We start from the raw sequence: 14,847 nt of genomic DNA, 5'->3' as shown, positions 1-14,847 counted from the left end.
CGCGGGTCCCCACTGTCTGCCGGACCTGACTACGCTTTCCCATGTCTCGGACGCGATCGATGGAGGGTGCATGTCGGTGAATGAGCCGGCGAGCGGGGAGTTCGCTCGCATGCTGGACGCCACGGTTGGCGCGTTGCGTGCCGCCGGCGCCGCGCCCGAGGACGAGGAGGCCGCGCGTCTGCGCCGGGTCGGTGAGTCCGCCGAGGGGCAGGTCCGTGCCGAGTTCGGCGCCGACGGCCGGCTGGAGTCGCTGACGCTGGACCCCCGGATGATGCGGCTCGGCTCGGCCGAGGTCTGCGACCACGTGATCGCGGCGGTGAACGCGGCGATCGACTCGATGCGCGGCGGCGGCCCGACGGTGGCCTCCGGTGACCTCTCGCAGCTCACCGAGCAGCTGGAGCAGGTTCGGGACACGGCCGTGCCGCGACTCGGCGCGTTCCTGCAGGCGCTCACCGACGCGCAGGAGCGGATGGCCCGGGGAGGCGCCCGATGAACGGCTTCGAGGTCGACCCCGCGCTGCTGCGTTCCGGCGGCGATGAGGTCATCGGCGCCGCCGAACGCTTCATCGGGCAACTGGAGAGCTTCGAGGCACAGATGCAGGGGTACGGCGAGCCGTGGGGCGCCGACGACATCGGCTCGCTGATCGGCATCGCGTACACGGAGGCGTCCACCTGGGTCCTGGACTGCATCGGCGTCGCCGCCGAGGAGATCGGCTCGGCCGGTAGCGACCTGACGCAGATGGCCGACAACTACGAGTCGGTCGAGGAAGCCTCCGTGGGCGCGCTGCGGGACATCGAGGGAATGCTGGGGTGACGGCATGGGACTCCAACTGCCGGGCGAGCTGATCACGGCACTCAGTTGGATCGGGTACACCTGGCCCGAGGCCGACGAGGAGAAGCTGTTCGAGATGGGCCAGGCCTGGCTGAACTTTTCCGGCACGGTCGCCGGCGCCTCCGGGGAGGCCGGTTCGGCAGCGGCAGCGATCTGGTCGCAGCACCAGGGCGAGTCGATGCAGGCGTTCCAGAAGTGGTGGGCCAACCCGGAGAGCGGTCCCGGAACGCTACCGGACTACTCCCAGGCCGCGATGCTGATCGGGACCGGGCTGATCATCGCCGCCGCGATCGTGCTCGCGCTGAAGATCCAGGTGATCGTGCAGCTGGCGATCCTCGCCTTCGAGGTGGCTCAGGCGATCGCCACCGCCGTCGTCACGTTCGGCGCGTCGCTGGCCGAGATTCCGATCTTCCAGATAATCACCCGAGAGATCGTCGGCCTGCTGATCGACCAGGTGGTCCAGGAGCTGCTCGATGCGTAGCAGGGCGCCGAAGAGCTCGAAAAAACGCGGCGGCGCGGCCAAGCCGAAGGTCGGCAAGGGCGTCCGCGCGGCGGTGAAGAAAGCCGCCGCCAAGCCGGTGGTGCGAAACAACGCCCTGCCCGAGGTCACCATCAAGGTGCAGCGCAAGTCGTTCCACGCGCGCGGCCAGTTCGACCGCAAGATGAACGCGCTGAAGAAGCTCAGCGACGAGGGCAAGCTGTTCAAGCAGGCCAACCCGGTCGCTCGGGACAGGAAGATCACGGCCGACTACAAGAAGCGCATCCGGCAGAAGATCTTCGACAAGTACTGGCCGCACGACAAGAAGATGGCGAACAAACTCGCCGCCCGGCTCCGCAAGCAGCAGCCCGACCATGTGTGGGAGCTGCAACTCGGCGGCGCCGACGACGTTAGTAATCTGAAGCTCCTGCACGGTCAAACAAACTGGGATGTCGGCGGGCAAATCTGGCATCAGATCAAGAATCTGCCTGACGGCACACCGATCCGAATAGAGGTGGTGGATTGAACCCCGAGTTGCGGGAGCTCATCGCGGAGCTGCGCGCCGACCTGGAGGCGGACCAGCCCGCGACGCTGGCGTGGGCCCAGATCAACGAGGGCGCTCCGGCCGACACGATCCCCGCCGAGCTGCCGCAGCCGGTCCGGGAGCTGCTGGAGACCGCCAACGGCATCCTGGCCGGCGCGTTCGACCTGCCCGCAGTGACGGACATCGACGACATCCAGTACTACCTCGAGCAGATGCCCGAGTTCACCGGGGTCGCCGACGAGCCGGCCGAGTGGCTGGTCATCGGCACGCTGCACGACGAGCCGCTGCTGCTCCGTCGCGACACCGGCGCGGTCTGGTACTTCCCGGCGGAGACGACCGACGAGTGGTTCACCCGGGAGCTGTTCCTCGACGTCGCGCCGGACCTCGACTCGTTCCTCGGCTACTACGTCTTCGGGCCCGGGTACGGGGAGGTCGGCTTCGACGACGACGAGTGGTGGGGCTTCCTCGACGAGCACGGTCTGACCACGCCCGGCGACGAGGACGAGGAGACGGACGATTGACAGCGACACATGAGGAGCTCACCGCCCTCTGGGGCGCCGACGGATTGATCTACTTTCCGCTCGACCGGTTCGACGACGTCCTCGGCCCGCTGACGCCAGAGGTCTTCCCGCCGTTCGGGGCCATCCCGGTCGACGTGCCGATCCTGTTCACTGTCGACGTCGACGTTCCCGGTATGGAGTTGTTCTCCAAGCTGAAGATCGAGATCGGCGACGCCGGCCCGCGCATCCACATCGTCCTGGGCAGCTCGCCGGAAGATCCGCAGCTGCTCTTCTGCCTCGACGCGCTGACCGGGGCCGTCGTGTTGCTGGACCTGGAGACCCCCAACTTCGAGACGGTCAACGCGACCTTCGCCGCGTTCGTCGAGTTCCTCTACCGGCTCGGGCAGCTCATCGCGACAGACCCCGGAGGCCGGGCCCGCGCCGCCCGCGCCGCCGCGATCCGCGACGAGCTGATGGTCGTCGACTCGTCCGCGTTCGCCGACCCGAAGTCGTGGTGGAGCATGGCCTTCGAGCAGCTGGAGTCCACCAGCGGCTAGCCTCGCTGGCCGGTGCCCTCTGCTCCTGCTAGACAGGCCCCGTGGGGATGGACAGGGCACCGAGGAAGCCCGGGAGATCCTCGACGAGATCGCAAGTGTGGAGGAGTCTTACGACGCCGGAGACTACGCAGCTTTCCTCGACAGGTACTACCTGACTACGTGATTGGTTCCGCGGCTCAATCGACCCGCTGGGCCAGCACCTGCCCTGGCCAGGATCCGACCAGGAAGGTCTCGGTGGACGTGAACCCGTGGCGCTCGTAGAACGCCACCAGCTTGCCACCGCCGCCCGCCCAGCAGTCGACCCGTAGCAACCGCACACCGGCTCGCCGGGTTTCCTCCACGGCCCGTGCCAACAGGGCAGACCCGAGGTTCCGGCCGGCGAATCGTCGGTCGGAGACCAGCAGGCGGACGTACCGCTCGGGTTCTGCCACGGGGGCGATCGGTATCCGCGGATCGGGCCCGGAGCCCAACACCAGCGCTGCGGCCGGCGTGCCATCCACTTCCGCGATGTACGGGAGGTTCTCGGTCAGGTACCGATCGACCTGGTCGACCCGTCTGGGCTGTTCCGAGAACGGCTTCGTGCCCCACTGCTCGGTGTTGCCGCGGTCGTTCATCCAAGCCACCGCGGAGTCGAGCATGGCCAGGACGGCAGGCGCGTCGGCCGGTCCACCGCGTCTGATGAATACGTCGCGGGTGGTGTCGTCCATGGCGGAATGGTAATCCGCGCACAGGCCGATCACGACCGAGGGCGTCACTCGTCCTGACCCCGGCCCCCGGGTCCAGAACCTCCGGAGGCCAGGGTTCGATTCATCGCCGCCAGCAGGCGCTCAAGGGTTTTGCGGTCACTGTCGGTGAGGCCACGAAGGATGGCCGCCTCGTTGGCCAGATGTTCCTCGATGAGCCGGTCGGTCAGAGCCACTCCGGCCGGAGACAGCCCGACCACTCTGCCGCGCGCGTCGGCGGCGGAGACCGAGCGGAACACGAGGCCGCGAGCGATCAGTCGGTCCACCCGCTTGGTCACCGCCCCGGTGGTCACCAGCATCCGTTGGCTCAGTTGGCCCGCCGTGAGCGTGTATGGCTCGCCCTCGCGGCGCAGCGCCGCGAGCACGTCGAAGTCCGTCCTGCCCGTTCGCCTGGATCACCTCCCGCTGGCTCATGGAGGTCGCGAAGATGCGGCCGCTCGCATTGCGGTTCGAGGTGATGAGCCTCGCGGTGATCAACGAGCACCGCGACCTGGAGCCCTGGTACCGCGAATTCAACGACCGGGCGTGGGGGCCGGCCAGGGTGTGCGTGGCGGCAGCCACCCAACACGGCTCCGCCGCCCTCGCTCGGCTGTACCCGGCGCTCGGCCGCCGGATCCACGACGCCGGCGACAAGGACTTCGACACCGTCGTTCCGCTGGCCCTGGCCGAGGCCGGCCTCCCCGCCGACCTGGCCGACGCCGCCCATCGCGGCGACCTTGACCAACAGCTGCGGGCCAGCACCGCCCGCGCACAGCAACTGGTGGGCGAGGACCTCGGCACCCCGACTGTCGTCGTCGACGACGTGGCCTTCTTCGGTCCCGTACTGACCGCGATCCCCCGTGGGGAGGAGGCTGTCCGCGTCTTCGACGGCGCCCGCCTGCTCGCCGGCTGCCGGGCCTTCTCCGAGCTCAAACGCGCCCGATCCGACGGCCTCACCTTCGCCTAGCCCCACAACGTCGACTTCAGCGCCGACCGGAGCTACGGGTACGCGAAGGTCCGCTTCGGCCTTCGCCGGCTACCAGCCTCAGCGCTCGGGGTGCCCCCGGTGCGCCGCCCACTCGGGTGCGAGGATCGACATCACGGTGGCGTCAACCCAGTCGTCGCCATCGCGCAGGACCTGCCGCAGCACACCCTCGGCGACGAAGCCGACCTTCTCGTACACCCGCCGGGCCCGGGGGTTGAAGGCGAACACCTCCAGCGAGATGCGGTGCAGGCCGAGCCGCTCGAAACCGTGGCCGACGACCAGGCGTACCGCCTCGGTGCCCAGGCCGCGGTCGCGGCCGGCGGCGGTCAGCAGGGTGCGGAAGTTGCAGTTCCGGTTGACCGGGTCCCAGTTGTTGAGGACCACCTCGCCGACGCACGCCCCGGTGGCGCGGTCCACGACCGCCAGGTCGAGCCGGTCGGTCTGCGCGTTGCGACTGCCGTACCACGAATGCATCCGCTCCTCGTCGAAAGCGTCGTCGGCCGGGCTGCCGGTCAGCCGGGCCACCTCGCGGTCGGCCACCGCAGCCCGGAAGGTGTCCAGGTCGTCGTCGACGAAGGGACGCAGGATCACCCGCTCGCCGGTGAGGGTGGGTTTGATCGAGAAGTCGGGGGTCGCCTGGTCACTGGGCATCGACTGATCCTCGGTGGGACACCGGCGGCAGGCAACCGGATTCCGGCTGCTGGCCGGCGGCTTCGAGGGCCCGGCGCGACGTGCGCACCGCGGTCGAGGACACCGCGGCCAGTTCGGGCCGCGCCGGCAGGAACACCGTGGGGACACCCAGCGACTGGTTCATCGCGGCGAGCTGGTACTCGGCCCAGAGGTCGGTGGTGTTACGCACGCCGCGGACGATCACTCCTACCTCGTGGAGGCGGCAGTAGGTGGCGGTCAACCCTCTCCAGGCCGCAACGGTGACCGAGGTCCACTCGGCCGGCAGAACGGCCCGAACGGCGGCCGCTCGCTCCTCTTCCTCGCTGCCCGGCTGCTTGATGCTGTTGACCGCGACGAGCACCACCACTTCGTCGAAGAGAACGCGTGCCCGGTCCACCACGTTCAGATGCCCGGAGGTGAAGGGATCAAAGGTGCCGGGGTAGACGGCTCGCACGGGTACGCGACCAGGGGTCCGTCCTGTCGGGCGCGCTCCTGCCGATGCTTCGGATGTCACGGCCGCAGGACCCGCTGCGCGTCGCGGATGACCTGCGCGGAGGCGAGGACGGCCCACGAGGCGAAAAGTTCCCGGAAGTAGGCCCCGTGCCGCTCGGCCAGCGCAGCATCGTGCTCGATGACGTCCAGTTCGTTGACGATGCTCAGGTCCACGTGCGACCGAAGTTGGGCTTCACTCGGCGTTCTCACCTGGCCTGCGAAGCGGTCGAACACCTGGCCGGTCTTCGCCAGCTCCCGCCAGCTGCGTCCACGGTCGCAGGCGCCATACAGGTAGACGATCTCCTCGGCGTCAACGCCAACGAGATCCCGCAACACGGCACGATCCGCCCGGTCGAGCAGGGTGCGGTCGAACCCGTCGGTGCCGTATACGGCGTGGGTGAGGCCCGCGGCCTGCACGTCAGGGCCGCACCCGAGCGCGGCGAGTCGTTCGCTGACTCGACAGAGGTGGGCGTACAGGGTGCCGCCGGGATGGGCGATCTGCTCAGCTCCATGCCGGCGAAGCCAGACCCGGACGCCGTCGTCGGTGCTCATGGTTTGACTGTAGGTATCGGCTGTCGGATTCGGCGGCCATCGGGCGTGGGCAATATGTCACAACGCCGTGGATACGTGGCGACCCATCCGCGCACCCAAGGGAGCGACAGTGGTCGATCCCTTGACACTGGAGATGCGATCGCTAACACTTGTCCGCAACGCGATCGTAACGAGCCGAACACATTGTGTCTGTAGTGGCGTGACGGGTCGGCGACGTCGCGTCCGGGTGCGTCACCCGTCCCTGCAGTGTCGAAGTCCGAGGCCGGAAGCGGCCGATCGTTGTTAACGCTCACATACATGATCTCTCACTGACTGGTCAGCCCCTGCGCGAAGGAGAGAGACACATGTCGAGAGTCCTCGCCCGGCTCTGCGCGGTTGCGGCCGCCGCGTGCCTGCTGTTCACCACCTGGTCGGCGGCGACACCGAGGGAGGCGGCAGCGCTCGACCCGACCGTCGGCTACCTGATGGCGCACTTCACCGGCGAGTCGTCGACCGACCAGCAGATCTACCTCGCCCACAGCACCGACGGCCTCCGCTGGACCGACCTCAACAACGGCGGGCTCGTGCTGCGATCCACCGTCGGCACCCGTGGCGTCCGCGATCCCGCCCTGGTCCGCTCGCCCGGCGGCGACCGGTACTGGATCATCGCCACCGACCTGTGCATCGGCTGCGGTCAGGACTGGTCGACCGCGATCAACAACGGCAGCCGCAACCTTGTCGTGTGGGAGTCCACCGATCTGGTCAACTGGTCGGCGCCATGGCTGCTGAACGTCGCCGGCGCGATTCCGGACGGACGCAACGCCTGGGCGCCGGAGGCGATCTGGAACCCGGCCACCGGTGACTACGTCCTCTACTGGGCCACGAACGTCCCGCTCAACGGCGCGACCAAGCATCGCATCTACTCCGCGCGTACGGCGAACTTCCGCAGCATCACCACCCCGCAGGTCTACGTCGACCGGCCGGGAAACCAGGAGATCATCGACACCCAGATCGTCGAGGTGCCAGCCGGAGTCGGTGGCTACCGCTACGTCCGGGCCTCACGGGACGGCCAGATCGCCCTCGAAGGCAGCAACTCCATCCTCGGCACCTGGACCAGCCTCGGGAACCTGTCCGGCATCGGGCTGACCGGGGCGCAGGTCGAAGGCCCGATGTGGATGAAGTTCAACAACCGTAACGAGTGGGTGCTCTACCTCGACCAGTACTCCAGCGGACGCGGCTACCTGCCCGTCCTGACCACCAACCCGTCGAGCGTGAGTAGCTACCGGCTGCCGGCGTCCGGCTCGTACGCGATGGGTGGCACCAGGAAACGGCACGGTTCGATCCTCAACCTGACCGCAGCGGAACAGAACCGCGTGCTCGCCCGCTGGCCCGCCACCGCGGTCAACCGGATCCAGTCGTACAACTTCCAGGACCGGTACGTACGGCACTACGACTACGACGTCCGCATCGACCCGAACGTCAGCCCGGCCCAGGACAGCCAATGGCGGCTGGTGTCCGGCCTGGTCGGCTCCGGCACGGTCTCCATCCAGTCGGTCAACTACCCGGGCTACTACCTGCGCCACTACGGGTTCGACTTCCGACTGGAAGCCAACGACGGCACCGCCACCTTCGCCGCCGATGCCACCTTCCGGCAGGTCGCGGGCCTCGCCAACTCCTCGTGGACGTCGTTCCAGTCCTACAGCCACCCGGACCGCTACATCCGGCACTACAGCTACCTGCTCCGGCTCGACCCGATCCCCGACGCGCAGAGCCGTGCCGACGCCACCTTCCGCGTGACCAGCTGAACCTGGTCCCTGATCTAGGAGTTCCGACTGTGGCACCACACCGACGAGTGCTGTCCGCCCTGGTGACCGTGATGATGGCGACGGTTGGCGTCGTCGTCGCGTCGTCGCCGGCCACCGCCGCCACCAACCAGTTCCGAGGCATGAACTGGGCCGTGTTGGGTGACAACTTCGCCACCGGCCCGCTCGTCGTGCAGGGCCTGAGCTCGTCCGACAGCAACGCGACAGTACGGGCCAAGGCCAACGCCCTCTACGACGACCTGGCGTCCACCATGGGGGTCAACACCGTCCGGCTGCCCATCAACACGCACACGGTGGGGACGGCCTGGTGGGAGGCGTACCGCGGCGCCATCGACGCCGCCACCGCCCGCGGGTTCAAAGTCATCCTCGCCTACTGGGAGGACGGCGCCGCCTCCGGTGGCAGGATCACGAACCTCGCCGCGTGGAACGCGATGTGGTCCACGGTGACCAACACGTACGGCTCGAACACCAACGTCTACTTCGAGCCGATGAACGAGCCGCACGGCTACAGCTCGGCGGAGTGGCGCACTGTCGCGGCGAACTGGCTCAGCTACCACTACTCGGCGGTGCCCGGCCGGGTGCTCATCGGCGGCACCGGCTTCAGCCAGGATCTGCGGGACATCTGCAACGACAGCCGCTTCAACTCGACCCTGCTGTCCTTCCACTACTACGCGTTCTTCTACGGCGCGATGACCTACGACGCCTTCCGCAGCCACATCCAGACCCGCCTGGGCAATTGCGCCTCCCGCGCGGTCGCGACCGAGTTCGGGGCGCCCATGAACGACGGCCGCAACTACGCCGACGCGGGCAGCACCGACAACTTCGTGCGCTACATCCGGGCCATGGCCCAGGTCATGCGCGACAACCAGATGGGCGGCACCTACTGGCCCGCCCTCGGCGGCAAGCCGGGCACCATCGGATACGACTGGTACTCGATGTTCGCGCTCAGCGGCAGCGGCACCGACCTCAACCTGACCGTCCGCAACACCTCCGGCGCGGATCGGATCCGGTACGCCTGGGGCGACACCATCGGTGGTGGCCCGACGACGCCGCCGCCGTCGACCGGAACGTTCTACCGGATCGATGTGCGGCACAGCGGCAAGGCCATGGACGTCCAGCAACCGAACACCGACAACGGTGCGCGCGTCGGCCAGTACACGTACGGCGGCAACGCGTGGCAGCAGTGGCAGTTCCAGGATGCCGGCAGCGGTTACTGGCGCATCATCAGCCGACACAGCGGAAAGTGCCTCGATGTGGTGAGCGCGTCCACCGCCGACGGTGCCGAGCTCGTCCAGTACACCTGCGGCAGCGGCACCAACCAGCAGTTCCAGATGGTCGCCAACGGCGGCTACTTCCAGCTGCGGGCACGACACAGCAACAAGTGCGTGGACGTACCGGCGGCGGCGACCGCGGACGGGGTGGTCCTCAAGCAGTACTCGTGCAACACCGGCGCCAACCAGCAGTGGTCGCGCACCACCGTATGACGGTCGTTGCGACCTGACGACCGATGGTGAACCCACTACCTCAACTGCGCCGTGAGCGGGGGAACACTCAGCTGGGCCTGGCGTTGCGCTACCGTCAAGGCGCGCACCCCGGCGTCGATCAGCCGGAGTCCGCCGGCCGTCGATGGCCCGTGGGGACCCCCACCAGATCCAAGGAGAACGCGATGCCGGAGCCTGAGCCCGCCCAAGAAGCCCCCGCGGTGGCTGCCGACACCTCAACAACGGCCGAGACTGAGACCGACCCGCCTGTCGTTCCCGCGAATCGGGCTGCCCGACGCGCGAAGGGCAAGGTCGTCTCGCCTCAACCGCAGGGAAAGGGTCAGCACCTCGGCGGCCGTGGCTCGGTCCAGAGCCCTCGGCAGTGGGGTAACCGCCGGAGCGGCTGATCCGTTGATGGGCGTGGGAGGAGCGAGGGTGACGCAGCAGAGGGCACTGGTGGTTCGGGGCGGTTGGGAAGGGCACCAGCCGGTCAAGGCGACCGAGGTGTTCATCCCCTTCCTGAAACGAAGCGGCTATGCCGTGCGAGTCGAGGAGTCGACCGAGATCTACGCCGATGCCGCCGTAATGGCCGCGACCGACCTCGTCGTGCAGTGCATGACGATGTCGCAGATCACCGCGGAGCAGGTGGCGGGCCTCAGCGCGGCGGTCATCGCCGGTACCGGCTTCACCGGCTGGCACGGCGGCATCGTGGACGCGTTCCGCGCGTCATCGGAGTACCTGCATCTGGTGGGCGGCCAGTTCGCGACCCATCCGGGTCTGGAGCCGTGTGAACGTCACGGTGGTCCGGAGGACAACTTCCTGCCGCACACGGTGCGCGTCACCGACCTCGGTCGGGAGCACCCGATCACCGCGGGCATCGAGGACTTCGACCTGGTCACCGAGCAGTACTGGGTGCTGCACGACGACCTGATCGACGTCCTGGCCGTGACCACCCACCCGACGCAGCCGTGGCACCCGTGGCACCGGCCGGTCACCTCGCCGGCGATCTGGACCCGGCTCTGGGGTGCCGGGCGCATCGTCGTGACGACCCCCGGGCACAGCCTGGACGTGCTGGAGCACGAGAGCGTCCGTACCGTGATCGAGAGGGGAATGGTGTGGGCGACCCGCACCGCATCGGCGTCGTAGGTCTCGGGGTCATCTCCCGCGCGTACCTGGACACCCTCGCGGACCACCCGGAGGTGAGCGTCGTCGCGGTGGCCGACCTGGACGCCTCCCGGTCGGCTGCGGTCGCCGCCACGATTCCCGGGGCCGAGGCGTCAAGCGTCGAGCGGCTGCTCGCCCGCCCGGACGTGCAGACGGTGCTCAACCTGACCATTCCCGCGGCGCACGCCGACATCTCGCTGGCCGCGATCGAGGCGGGCAAGAACGTGTACGTCGAGAAGCCGCTCGCGGTGACATTCCCGGACGGGCGCGCCATCATCGAACGGGCCGCGTCGGCCGGTGTCCGCGTCGGGTGCGCGCCGGACACCGTCCTGGGCACGGGTACGCAGACCGCGCGGGCGGCGATCGACGGCGGGCTCATCGGACGCCCGATGTCCGCGTCGGCCGTCATGGTCACTCCGGGGCACGAGCGCTGGCATCCCAACCCGGACTTCTACTACGCCCCGGGCGGCGGGCCGTTGCTGGACATGGGGCCGTACTACATCTCGGCGCTCGTCCACCTGCTCGGGCCGGTTCGCGCGGTGACCGGTGCCGCCAGCCGCCTGCGTGCCGAGCGCGTCATCGGCTCAGGCCCGCGCACCGGCGAACGGATCCCGGTGGGGGTGGACACCCACGTCAGTGGCGTGCTCGAGCACGCCAACGGTGCGCTCTCCACCATCACCACGAGCTTCGACGGCGTCGCGACGACGGCCGCGCCGATCGAGGTGCACGGGGAGGCCGGCACGCTCGCCGTACCCGATCCGAACTACTTCGACGGTACGGTCCGCCACTTCGCGCTCGGCGGCAGCGAATGGCGCGTTCTCGAACCGCAGGCGGGCTACGCCGAGAGTTCCCGGGGCATCGGTCTGATCGACCTGGTCAGGGCCGACGATCAGCGTCCACCACGCGCTGGCGGCGACGTCGCGCTGCACGTGCTCGAAACGATGACCAGCCTGCTCCGGTCGGCGGCGGAAGGCCGGCGGATCGAGCTGACGACGGTGCTGGAACGGCCCACGGCGGTTTCGCTCACTCCGGTCGAGGAGTGGAAGGCGTACCACGCGTACGGACACTGAACGGGCCCAGACAGGACCGAGAGCGCCAGAAGGGGCGACCGCCCCGGCCGAAGCCGAGGCGGTCGGTCGCGGGATGCCCCCCGTATTCGCGCCCCGCGCGTACTCAGTGGTTGTTGTTGAGCCAGATGCAGGAGTTGTCGCTGCCGGTCCACCGCCAGCACATGTGGTCGCGGGTCTGCGGCCCGTACTCGCCATCCACCGAGATGCGGAGGTCGGACTGGACGCTGCGCAACGCGCTCTGGGTGTAGCCGCCGAAGTCGTTGTCGACTCCGCTGGGGCCGAGGTACTTTCCGTAGATCCCCTGCAACGTCCGCTGCAGTTCACCGACGCCGGAGCTGTGGTCGCCACGGGTCAGCAGGCAGTTGAAGTTGATGGTGCTGGAGACGTACGCCGGGATCCAGGCGGTCGCGCCCCGGGCGCCGGACCAGGTGGAGGTGTAGACGCCTGCGCCGTTGCAGTGCGGCAGGGCAGCCTGGGCGGGCGAGGCGATCGCCACCGCGCCGCCCACGGATGTGACGGTCAGCGCGACGGCGAGACCGAGGCGGAGGAGACGTCGGAGCATGGGAACCCCCTGGTCGAGGTAAGGTCGCACGCGCAACGCTGCGTCGCGCGGCTTGCCACACCATCGTTTCCTTCGCCGCTCAGCCCGGACAGGAGCCGGACCGGAGATTGACCGGCACTTCGGGCCCGTCAGCGCAGAGCGGCGAGCTTGGTGTCGATCCCGCCGGTGTCGGCGTCCGGCAAGGACACCAGGATGTCCCGTGCCCGCTGCCAGGCCAGGCGGGCCGAGGCGGCGTTGCCGGCGGCGAGGTGGGCGTCGCCGAGGCTGACCAACGCGTCCGCCTCCAACCGCCGGTGACCGATGTCGCGGCGCAGGCGGACCGCGTTCTCGTGGCAGGTGACCGCCTCCGTGAACGCGTTGAGCTGGAGGTGGGCGTGCCCGAGACTGGCCCAGGTGATCGCTTGGCCGAGCACGTTGTCGACCGACGTGAACAGGGCCAGCGCCTGTTCGCAGCTCTCAATCGCGGCGTGGTGGTCACCGAGTTGGCCGTGGGACCAGCCAACCGCGTTGAGCGCGAAAGCCTGGCCGGTGACGTGTCCGGCCTGCCGATGCAGGCGCAGCGCCTCCTGGGCGTGACCAAGGGCCTGCTCGGGCTGGCCGGTCCGGTCGCGGATCCACCCGAGGTTGAGCTCGACCCGGGCCTGCCCGGCGAGGTCGCCCAGCCGCCGGTACCGGTCGTACGCCAGTTCCAGGTGCCGCCGCGCGGTGGCGTACTGGTTCAGGGAGATGCCCGCGAAGCCGAGCACCCCGTGGGCGTACGCCTCGGCCCGGTCGTCGGCCAGCCGGACGGCCGCCGACAACGCCGCGTGCAGGCTGTTGGTCCAGTCCTCGACGTAGCCGCGTTGGTTGAGGTAGGTGGTGATCGCCCAGGCGAGGTGACTGGTGTGACGGTCGAAGCCGTGGTCGCTCGCCAGCCGCACGGCCGAGAGCAGCACCGCGTGTTCGTCGGTGAACCACTCCATGGCCTGGTCACGATCCGCCAGTGGCATTGGCGCGACCCCGGGCCCCGGCGGGTCGACCGGCAGCCGGTCGCGCTGCGGATAGAGCAGTTCGTCGGCGGCGTACGCGACGGACAGGTAGTGGTCGAGCAACCGGGAGCGGGCCGCGTGACGGCTCGCCTCGCTGTCCTCGGCCGCGGCCAGTTCGGTGGCGTACGCGCGGAGCAGATCGTGGTACGTGAACCGTCCGGGGCGGTGCTCGCTGAGCAGGTGCGCCCGGGTCAGCTCGGTCAGGTGGCGGTGGACCTGGGCGGGCGCGATCCCGGCGAGGCTGGCGGCCGCCGCAACGGCGAAGTCCGGGCCCGGGTGGACGCTCAGCAGCCGGAACAGCCGGGCGGTGTGCGCGTCGAGGGTCCGGTACGACCAGGACATGACCAGCCGCAGATTGGTGACGGCCTCGCCGCCGTCGAACGCGTCCAGACGCCCAGCCACCGGGCGAAGGTTCGCCGCCAGTTCCCTCAGGCGGAACTCGGCGTGGATGGCGGCCCGCGCGGCCACGACGGACAGCGCCAGGGGCAACCCGGCCGAGGCGTTGACGATGGCGTCGACGGCCTCGGGTTCGGCGGTCACGCGTTCCGCGCCGAGACGTCGGGCCAGCAGCTCGCGGGACTCGGCCGCCGACATGACGTCCAGTGTGATCGGGTGAGCGCCGTTGACACTGACCAGGCCCAGGAACTGGTCACGACTGGTCACGAGGACGAAGCTGCCCGGTGCGCCCGGCAGCAGCGGTCGTACCTGGTCGGCGTCACCGGCGTTGTCCAGGACGACCAGCACCCTCCGGCCGTTGAGCAGACTGCGGTAACGAGCGATCTGCTCCTCCAACGCGGTCGGCGGATGGTCACCCGGTCCGGCGAGAGCGTTGACGAATCCGGCGAGCGCCGTGCTCGGGCTGACCGGGGTACCGCCCGGGTCGAAACCGCGCAGGTTCACGTAGAGCTGGCCGTCGGGAAACTGCGGGGCCACGCGGTGCGCCCAGTGCACCGCGAGCGTGGTCTTTCCCACCCCGGCGGTGCCGGAGACGATGGCGAGGCCCATCGCTGTCGGCTGGTCCACCGCTCGGGCCAGGATCTCGTCGAGGCGAGCCAGCGCGCCGGCCCGGCCGGCGAAGCCGAAGCTGTCCGCGGGCAGCTGCGCCGGGACACCGCCCGAGGCGGCCGGCGTCGGCCTTCCGTCGAGGAACCGGTTCCGCTCCGGCCCCCGGAGGCCGAAGGCGTCGGCCAACAACAGCATCGTCGCAGGTCGTGGCCGGGCGATCCGTCCCGCCTCCAGGTCCCGGAGGTGCCGGACCGACAACCCCGTCTTCGCGGCCAGATCCTCCTGCGTCAACGCGCTGCGTCGCCGTAGCTCTCGTACGGCCTCCCCGAACACGGGGATCACGCTATCGACCACGGTCAGCGTGGACAATCGGGCAGGCGACGCAATAGCCCGTCAACCCGGCCG

18 protein-coding genes are annotated in these 14,847 nt (G+C 69.3%); 11 read left to right on the top strand and 7 right to left on the bottom strand.

Features of this window, described 5'->3' with window-relative positions; genetic code table 11:
• The first annotated feature begins 70 nt into the window (after positions 1–70).
• Genes ABZU52_RS11475 through ABZU52_RS11450 form a run of 6 tightly spaced genes read left to right on the top strand, consistent with a single transcriptional unit; the run spans position 71 to position 2,910 of the window.
• Positions 71–493 (top strand): YbaB/EbfC family nucleoid-associated protein, encoded by a 423-nt coding sequence (locus ABZU52_RS11475; RefSeq protein ID WP_354970971.1) that lies wholly within the window; start codon positions 71–73, stop codon positions 491–493.
• Positions 490–813 carry a hypothetical protein gene (locus ABZU52_RS11470; protein WP_354970970.1) on the top strand — a complete coding sequence of 108 codons (324 nt, stop codon included), beginning with the start codon at positions 490–492 and terminating at the stop codon, positions 811–813. Before ABZU52_RS11475 ends, ABZU52_RS11470 begins: the two co-directional genes overlap by 4 nt.
• Positions 814–817: 4 nt before the next feature.
• Positions 818–1,312: a hypothetical protein gene (locus ABZU52_RS11465; protein ID WP_354970969.1), complete on the top strand. Its 495-nt coding sequence runs from the start codon at positions 818–820 to the stop codon at positions 1,310–1,312.
• Entirely contained in the window at positions 1,305–1,835 is a 531-nt protein-coding gene (locus ABZU52_RS11460; protein ID WP_354970968.1) for an endonuclease, read from the top strand. Before ABZU52_RS11465 ends, ABZU52_RS11460 begins: the two co-directional genes overlap by 8 nt.
• Positions 1,832–2,374, top strand: a complete 543-nt coding sequence (locus tag ABZU52_RS11455) for an SUKH-4 family immunity protein (protein WP_354970967.1) — start codon at positions 1,832–1,834, stop codon at positions 2,372–2,374. The genes ABZU52_RS11460 and ABZU52_RS11455 overlap by 4 nt, the downstream gene beginning before the upstream one ends.
• Positions 2,371–2,910, top strand: a complete 540-nt coding sequence (locus ABZU52_RS11450) for an SUKH-4 family immunity protein (protein WP_354970966.1) — start codon at positions 2,371–2,373, stop codon at positions 2,908–2,910. The genes ABZU52_RS11455 and ABZU52_RS11450 overlap by 4 nt, the downstream gene beginning before the upstream one ends.
• Positions 2,911–3,086: 176 nt before the next feature.
• On the opposite strand, the gene ABZU52_RS11445 is transcribed toward ABZU52_RS11450, so the two are convergent.
• Together ABZU52_RS11445 and ABZU52_RS11440 are read right to left on the bottom strand one after the other, a co-directional pair.
• Positions 3,087–3,665: a GNAT family N-acetyltransferase gene (locus ABZU52_RS11445; RefSeq protein ID WP_354970965.1), complete on the bottom strand. Its 579-nt coding sequence runs from the start codon at positions 3,663–3,665 to the stop codon at positions 3,087–3,089.
• Positions 3,662–4,018, bottom strand: coding sequence for a MarR family transcriptional regulator (locus ABZU52_RS11440; RefSeq protein WP_354970964.1), 357 nt, complete (start codon positions 4,016–4,018; stop codon positions 3,662–3,664). The genes ABZU52_RS11445 and ABZU52_RS11440 overlap by 4 nt, the downstream gene beginning before the upstream one ends.
• A gap of 62 nt (positions 4,019–4,080) precedes the next feature.
• On the opposite strand from ABZU52_RS11440, the gene ABZU52_RS11435 reads away from it, so the two are divergent.
• Positions 4,081–4,599: a disulfide bond formation protein DsbA gene (locus ABZU52_RS11435; protein WP_354970963.1), complete on the top strand. Its 519-nt coding sequence runs from the start codon at positions 4,081–4,083 to the stop codon at positions 4,597–4,599.
• A 78-nt stretch (positions 4,600–4,677) separates the two neighbouring features.
• Here ABZU52_RS11435 and ABZU52_RS11430 read toward each other — a convergent pair whose 3' ends face one another.
• Genes ABZU52_RS11430 through ABZU52_RS11420 form a run of 3 tightly spaced genes read right to left on the bottom strand, consistent with a single transcriptional unit; the run spans position 4,678 to position 6,330 of the window.
• Positions 4,678–5,268: a GNAT family protein gene (locus ABZU52_RS11430; RefSeq protein ID WP_354970962.1), complete on the bottom strand. Its 591-nt coding sequence runs from the start codon at positions 5,266–5,268 to the stop codon at positions 4,678–4,680.
• Complete coding sequence (gene coaD, locus ABZU52_RS11425) at positions 5,258–5,740, bottom strand: pantetheine-phosphate adenylyltransferase (protein ID WP_354970961.1); 483 nt, start codon at positions 5,738–5,740, stop codon at positions 5,258–5,260. The genes ABZU52_RS11430 and coaD overlap by 11 nt, the downstream gene beginning before the upstream one ends.
• 56 nt (positions 5,741–5,796) lie before the next feature.
• Positions 5,797–6,330: a DUF6817 domain-containing protein gene (locus tag ABZU52_RS11420; RefSeq protein WP_354970960.1), complete on the bottom strand. Its 534-nt coding sequence runs from the start codon at positions 6,328–6,330 to the stop codon at positions 5,797–5,799.
• A 344-nt stretch (positions 6,331–6,674) separates the two neighbouring features.
• Here ABZU52_RS11420 and ABZU52_RS11415 point away from each other — a divergent pair, with 344 nt between their 5' ends.
• The 4 genes from ABZU52_RS11415 to ABZU52_RS11400 all read left to right on the top strand — a co-directional run bounded on the left by ABZU52_RS11415 (position 6,675) and on the right by ABZU52_RS11400 (position 11,847).
• Positions 6,675–8,114 (top strand): glycoside hydrolase family 43 protein, encoded by a 1,440-nt coding sequence (locus ABZU52_RS11415; RefSeq protein ID WP_354970959.1) that lies wholly within the window; start codon positions 6,675–6,677, stop codon positions 8,112–8,114.
• A gap of 29 nt (positions 8,115–8,143) precedes the next feature.
• Positions 8,144–9,616: an RICIN domain-containing protein gene (locus tag ABZU52_RS11410; protein ID WP_354970958.1), complete on the top strand. Its 1,473-nt coding sequence runs from the start codon at positions 8,144–8,146 to the stop codon at positions 9,614–9,616.
• Between the two features lie 432 nt (positions 9,617–10,048).
• Positions 10,049–10,759, top strand: a complete 711-nt coding sequence (locus ABZU52_RS11405; RefSeq protein ID WP_354970957.1) for a ThuA domain-containing protein — start codon at positions 10,049–10,051, stop codon at positions 10,757–10,759.
• On the top strand, positions 10,729–11,847 hold the full coding sequence (locus tag ABZU52_RS11400) for a Gfo/Idh/MocA family oxidoreductase (RefSeq protein ID WP_354970956.1): 1,119 nt from the start codon (positions 10,729–10,731) through the stop codon (positions 11,845–11,847). The genes ABZU52_RS11405 and ABZU52_RS11400 overlap by 31 nt, the downstream gene beginning before the upstream one ends.
• 103 nt (positions 11,848–11,950) lie before the next feature.
• Here ABZU52_RS11400 and ABZU52_RS11395 read toward each other — a convergent pair whose 3' ends face one another.
• Entirely contained in the window at positions 11,951–12,409 is a 459-nt protein-coding gene (locus tag ABZU52_RS11395; protein WP_354970955.1) for a peptidoglycan-binding domain-containing protein, read from the bottom strand.
• Between the two features lie 128 nt (positions 12,410–12,537).
• Positions 12,538–14,775: a tetratricopeptide repeat protein gene (locus ABZU52_RS11390; protein WP_354970954.1), complete on the bottom strand. Its 2,238-nt coding sequence runs from the start codon at positions 14,773–14,775 to the stop codon at positions 12,538–12,540.
• Between the last annotated feature and the right edge of the window lie 72 nt (positions 14,776–14,847).

The sequence above is a fragment of the Micromonospora sp. NPDC005220 genome (genome assembly GCF_040607895.1).
GTDB lineage: Bacteria > Actinomycetota > Actinomycetes > Mycobacteriales > Micromonosporaceae > Micromonospora.
The sequence above is the reverse complement of the archived record's forward strand: the minus strand, read 5'-3'. Positions and strand labels throughout refer to the sequence as shown.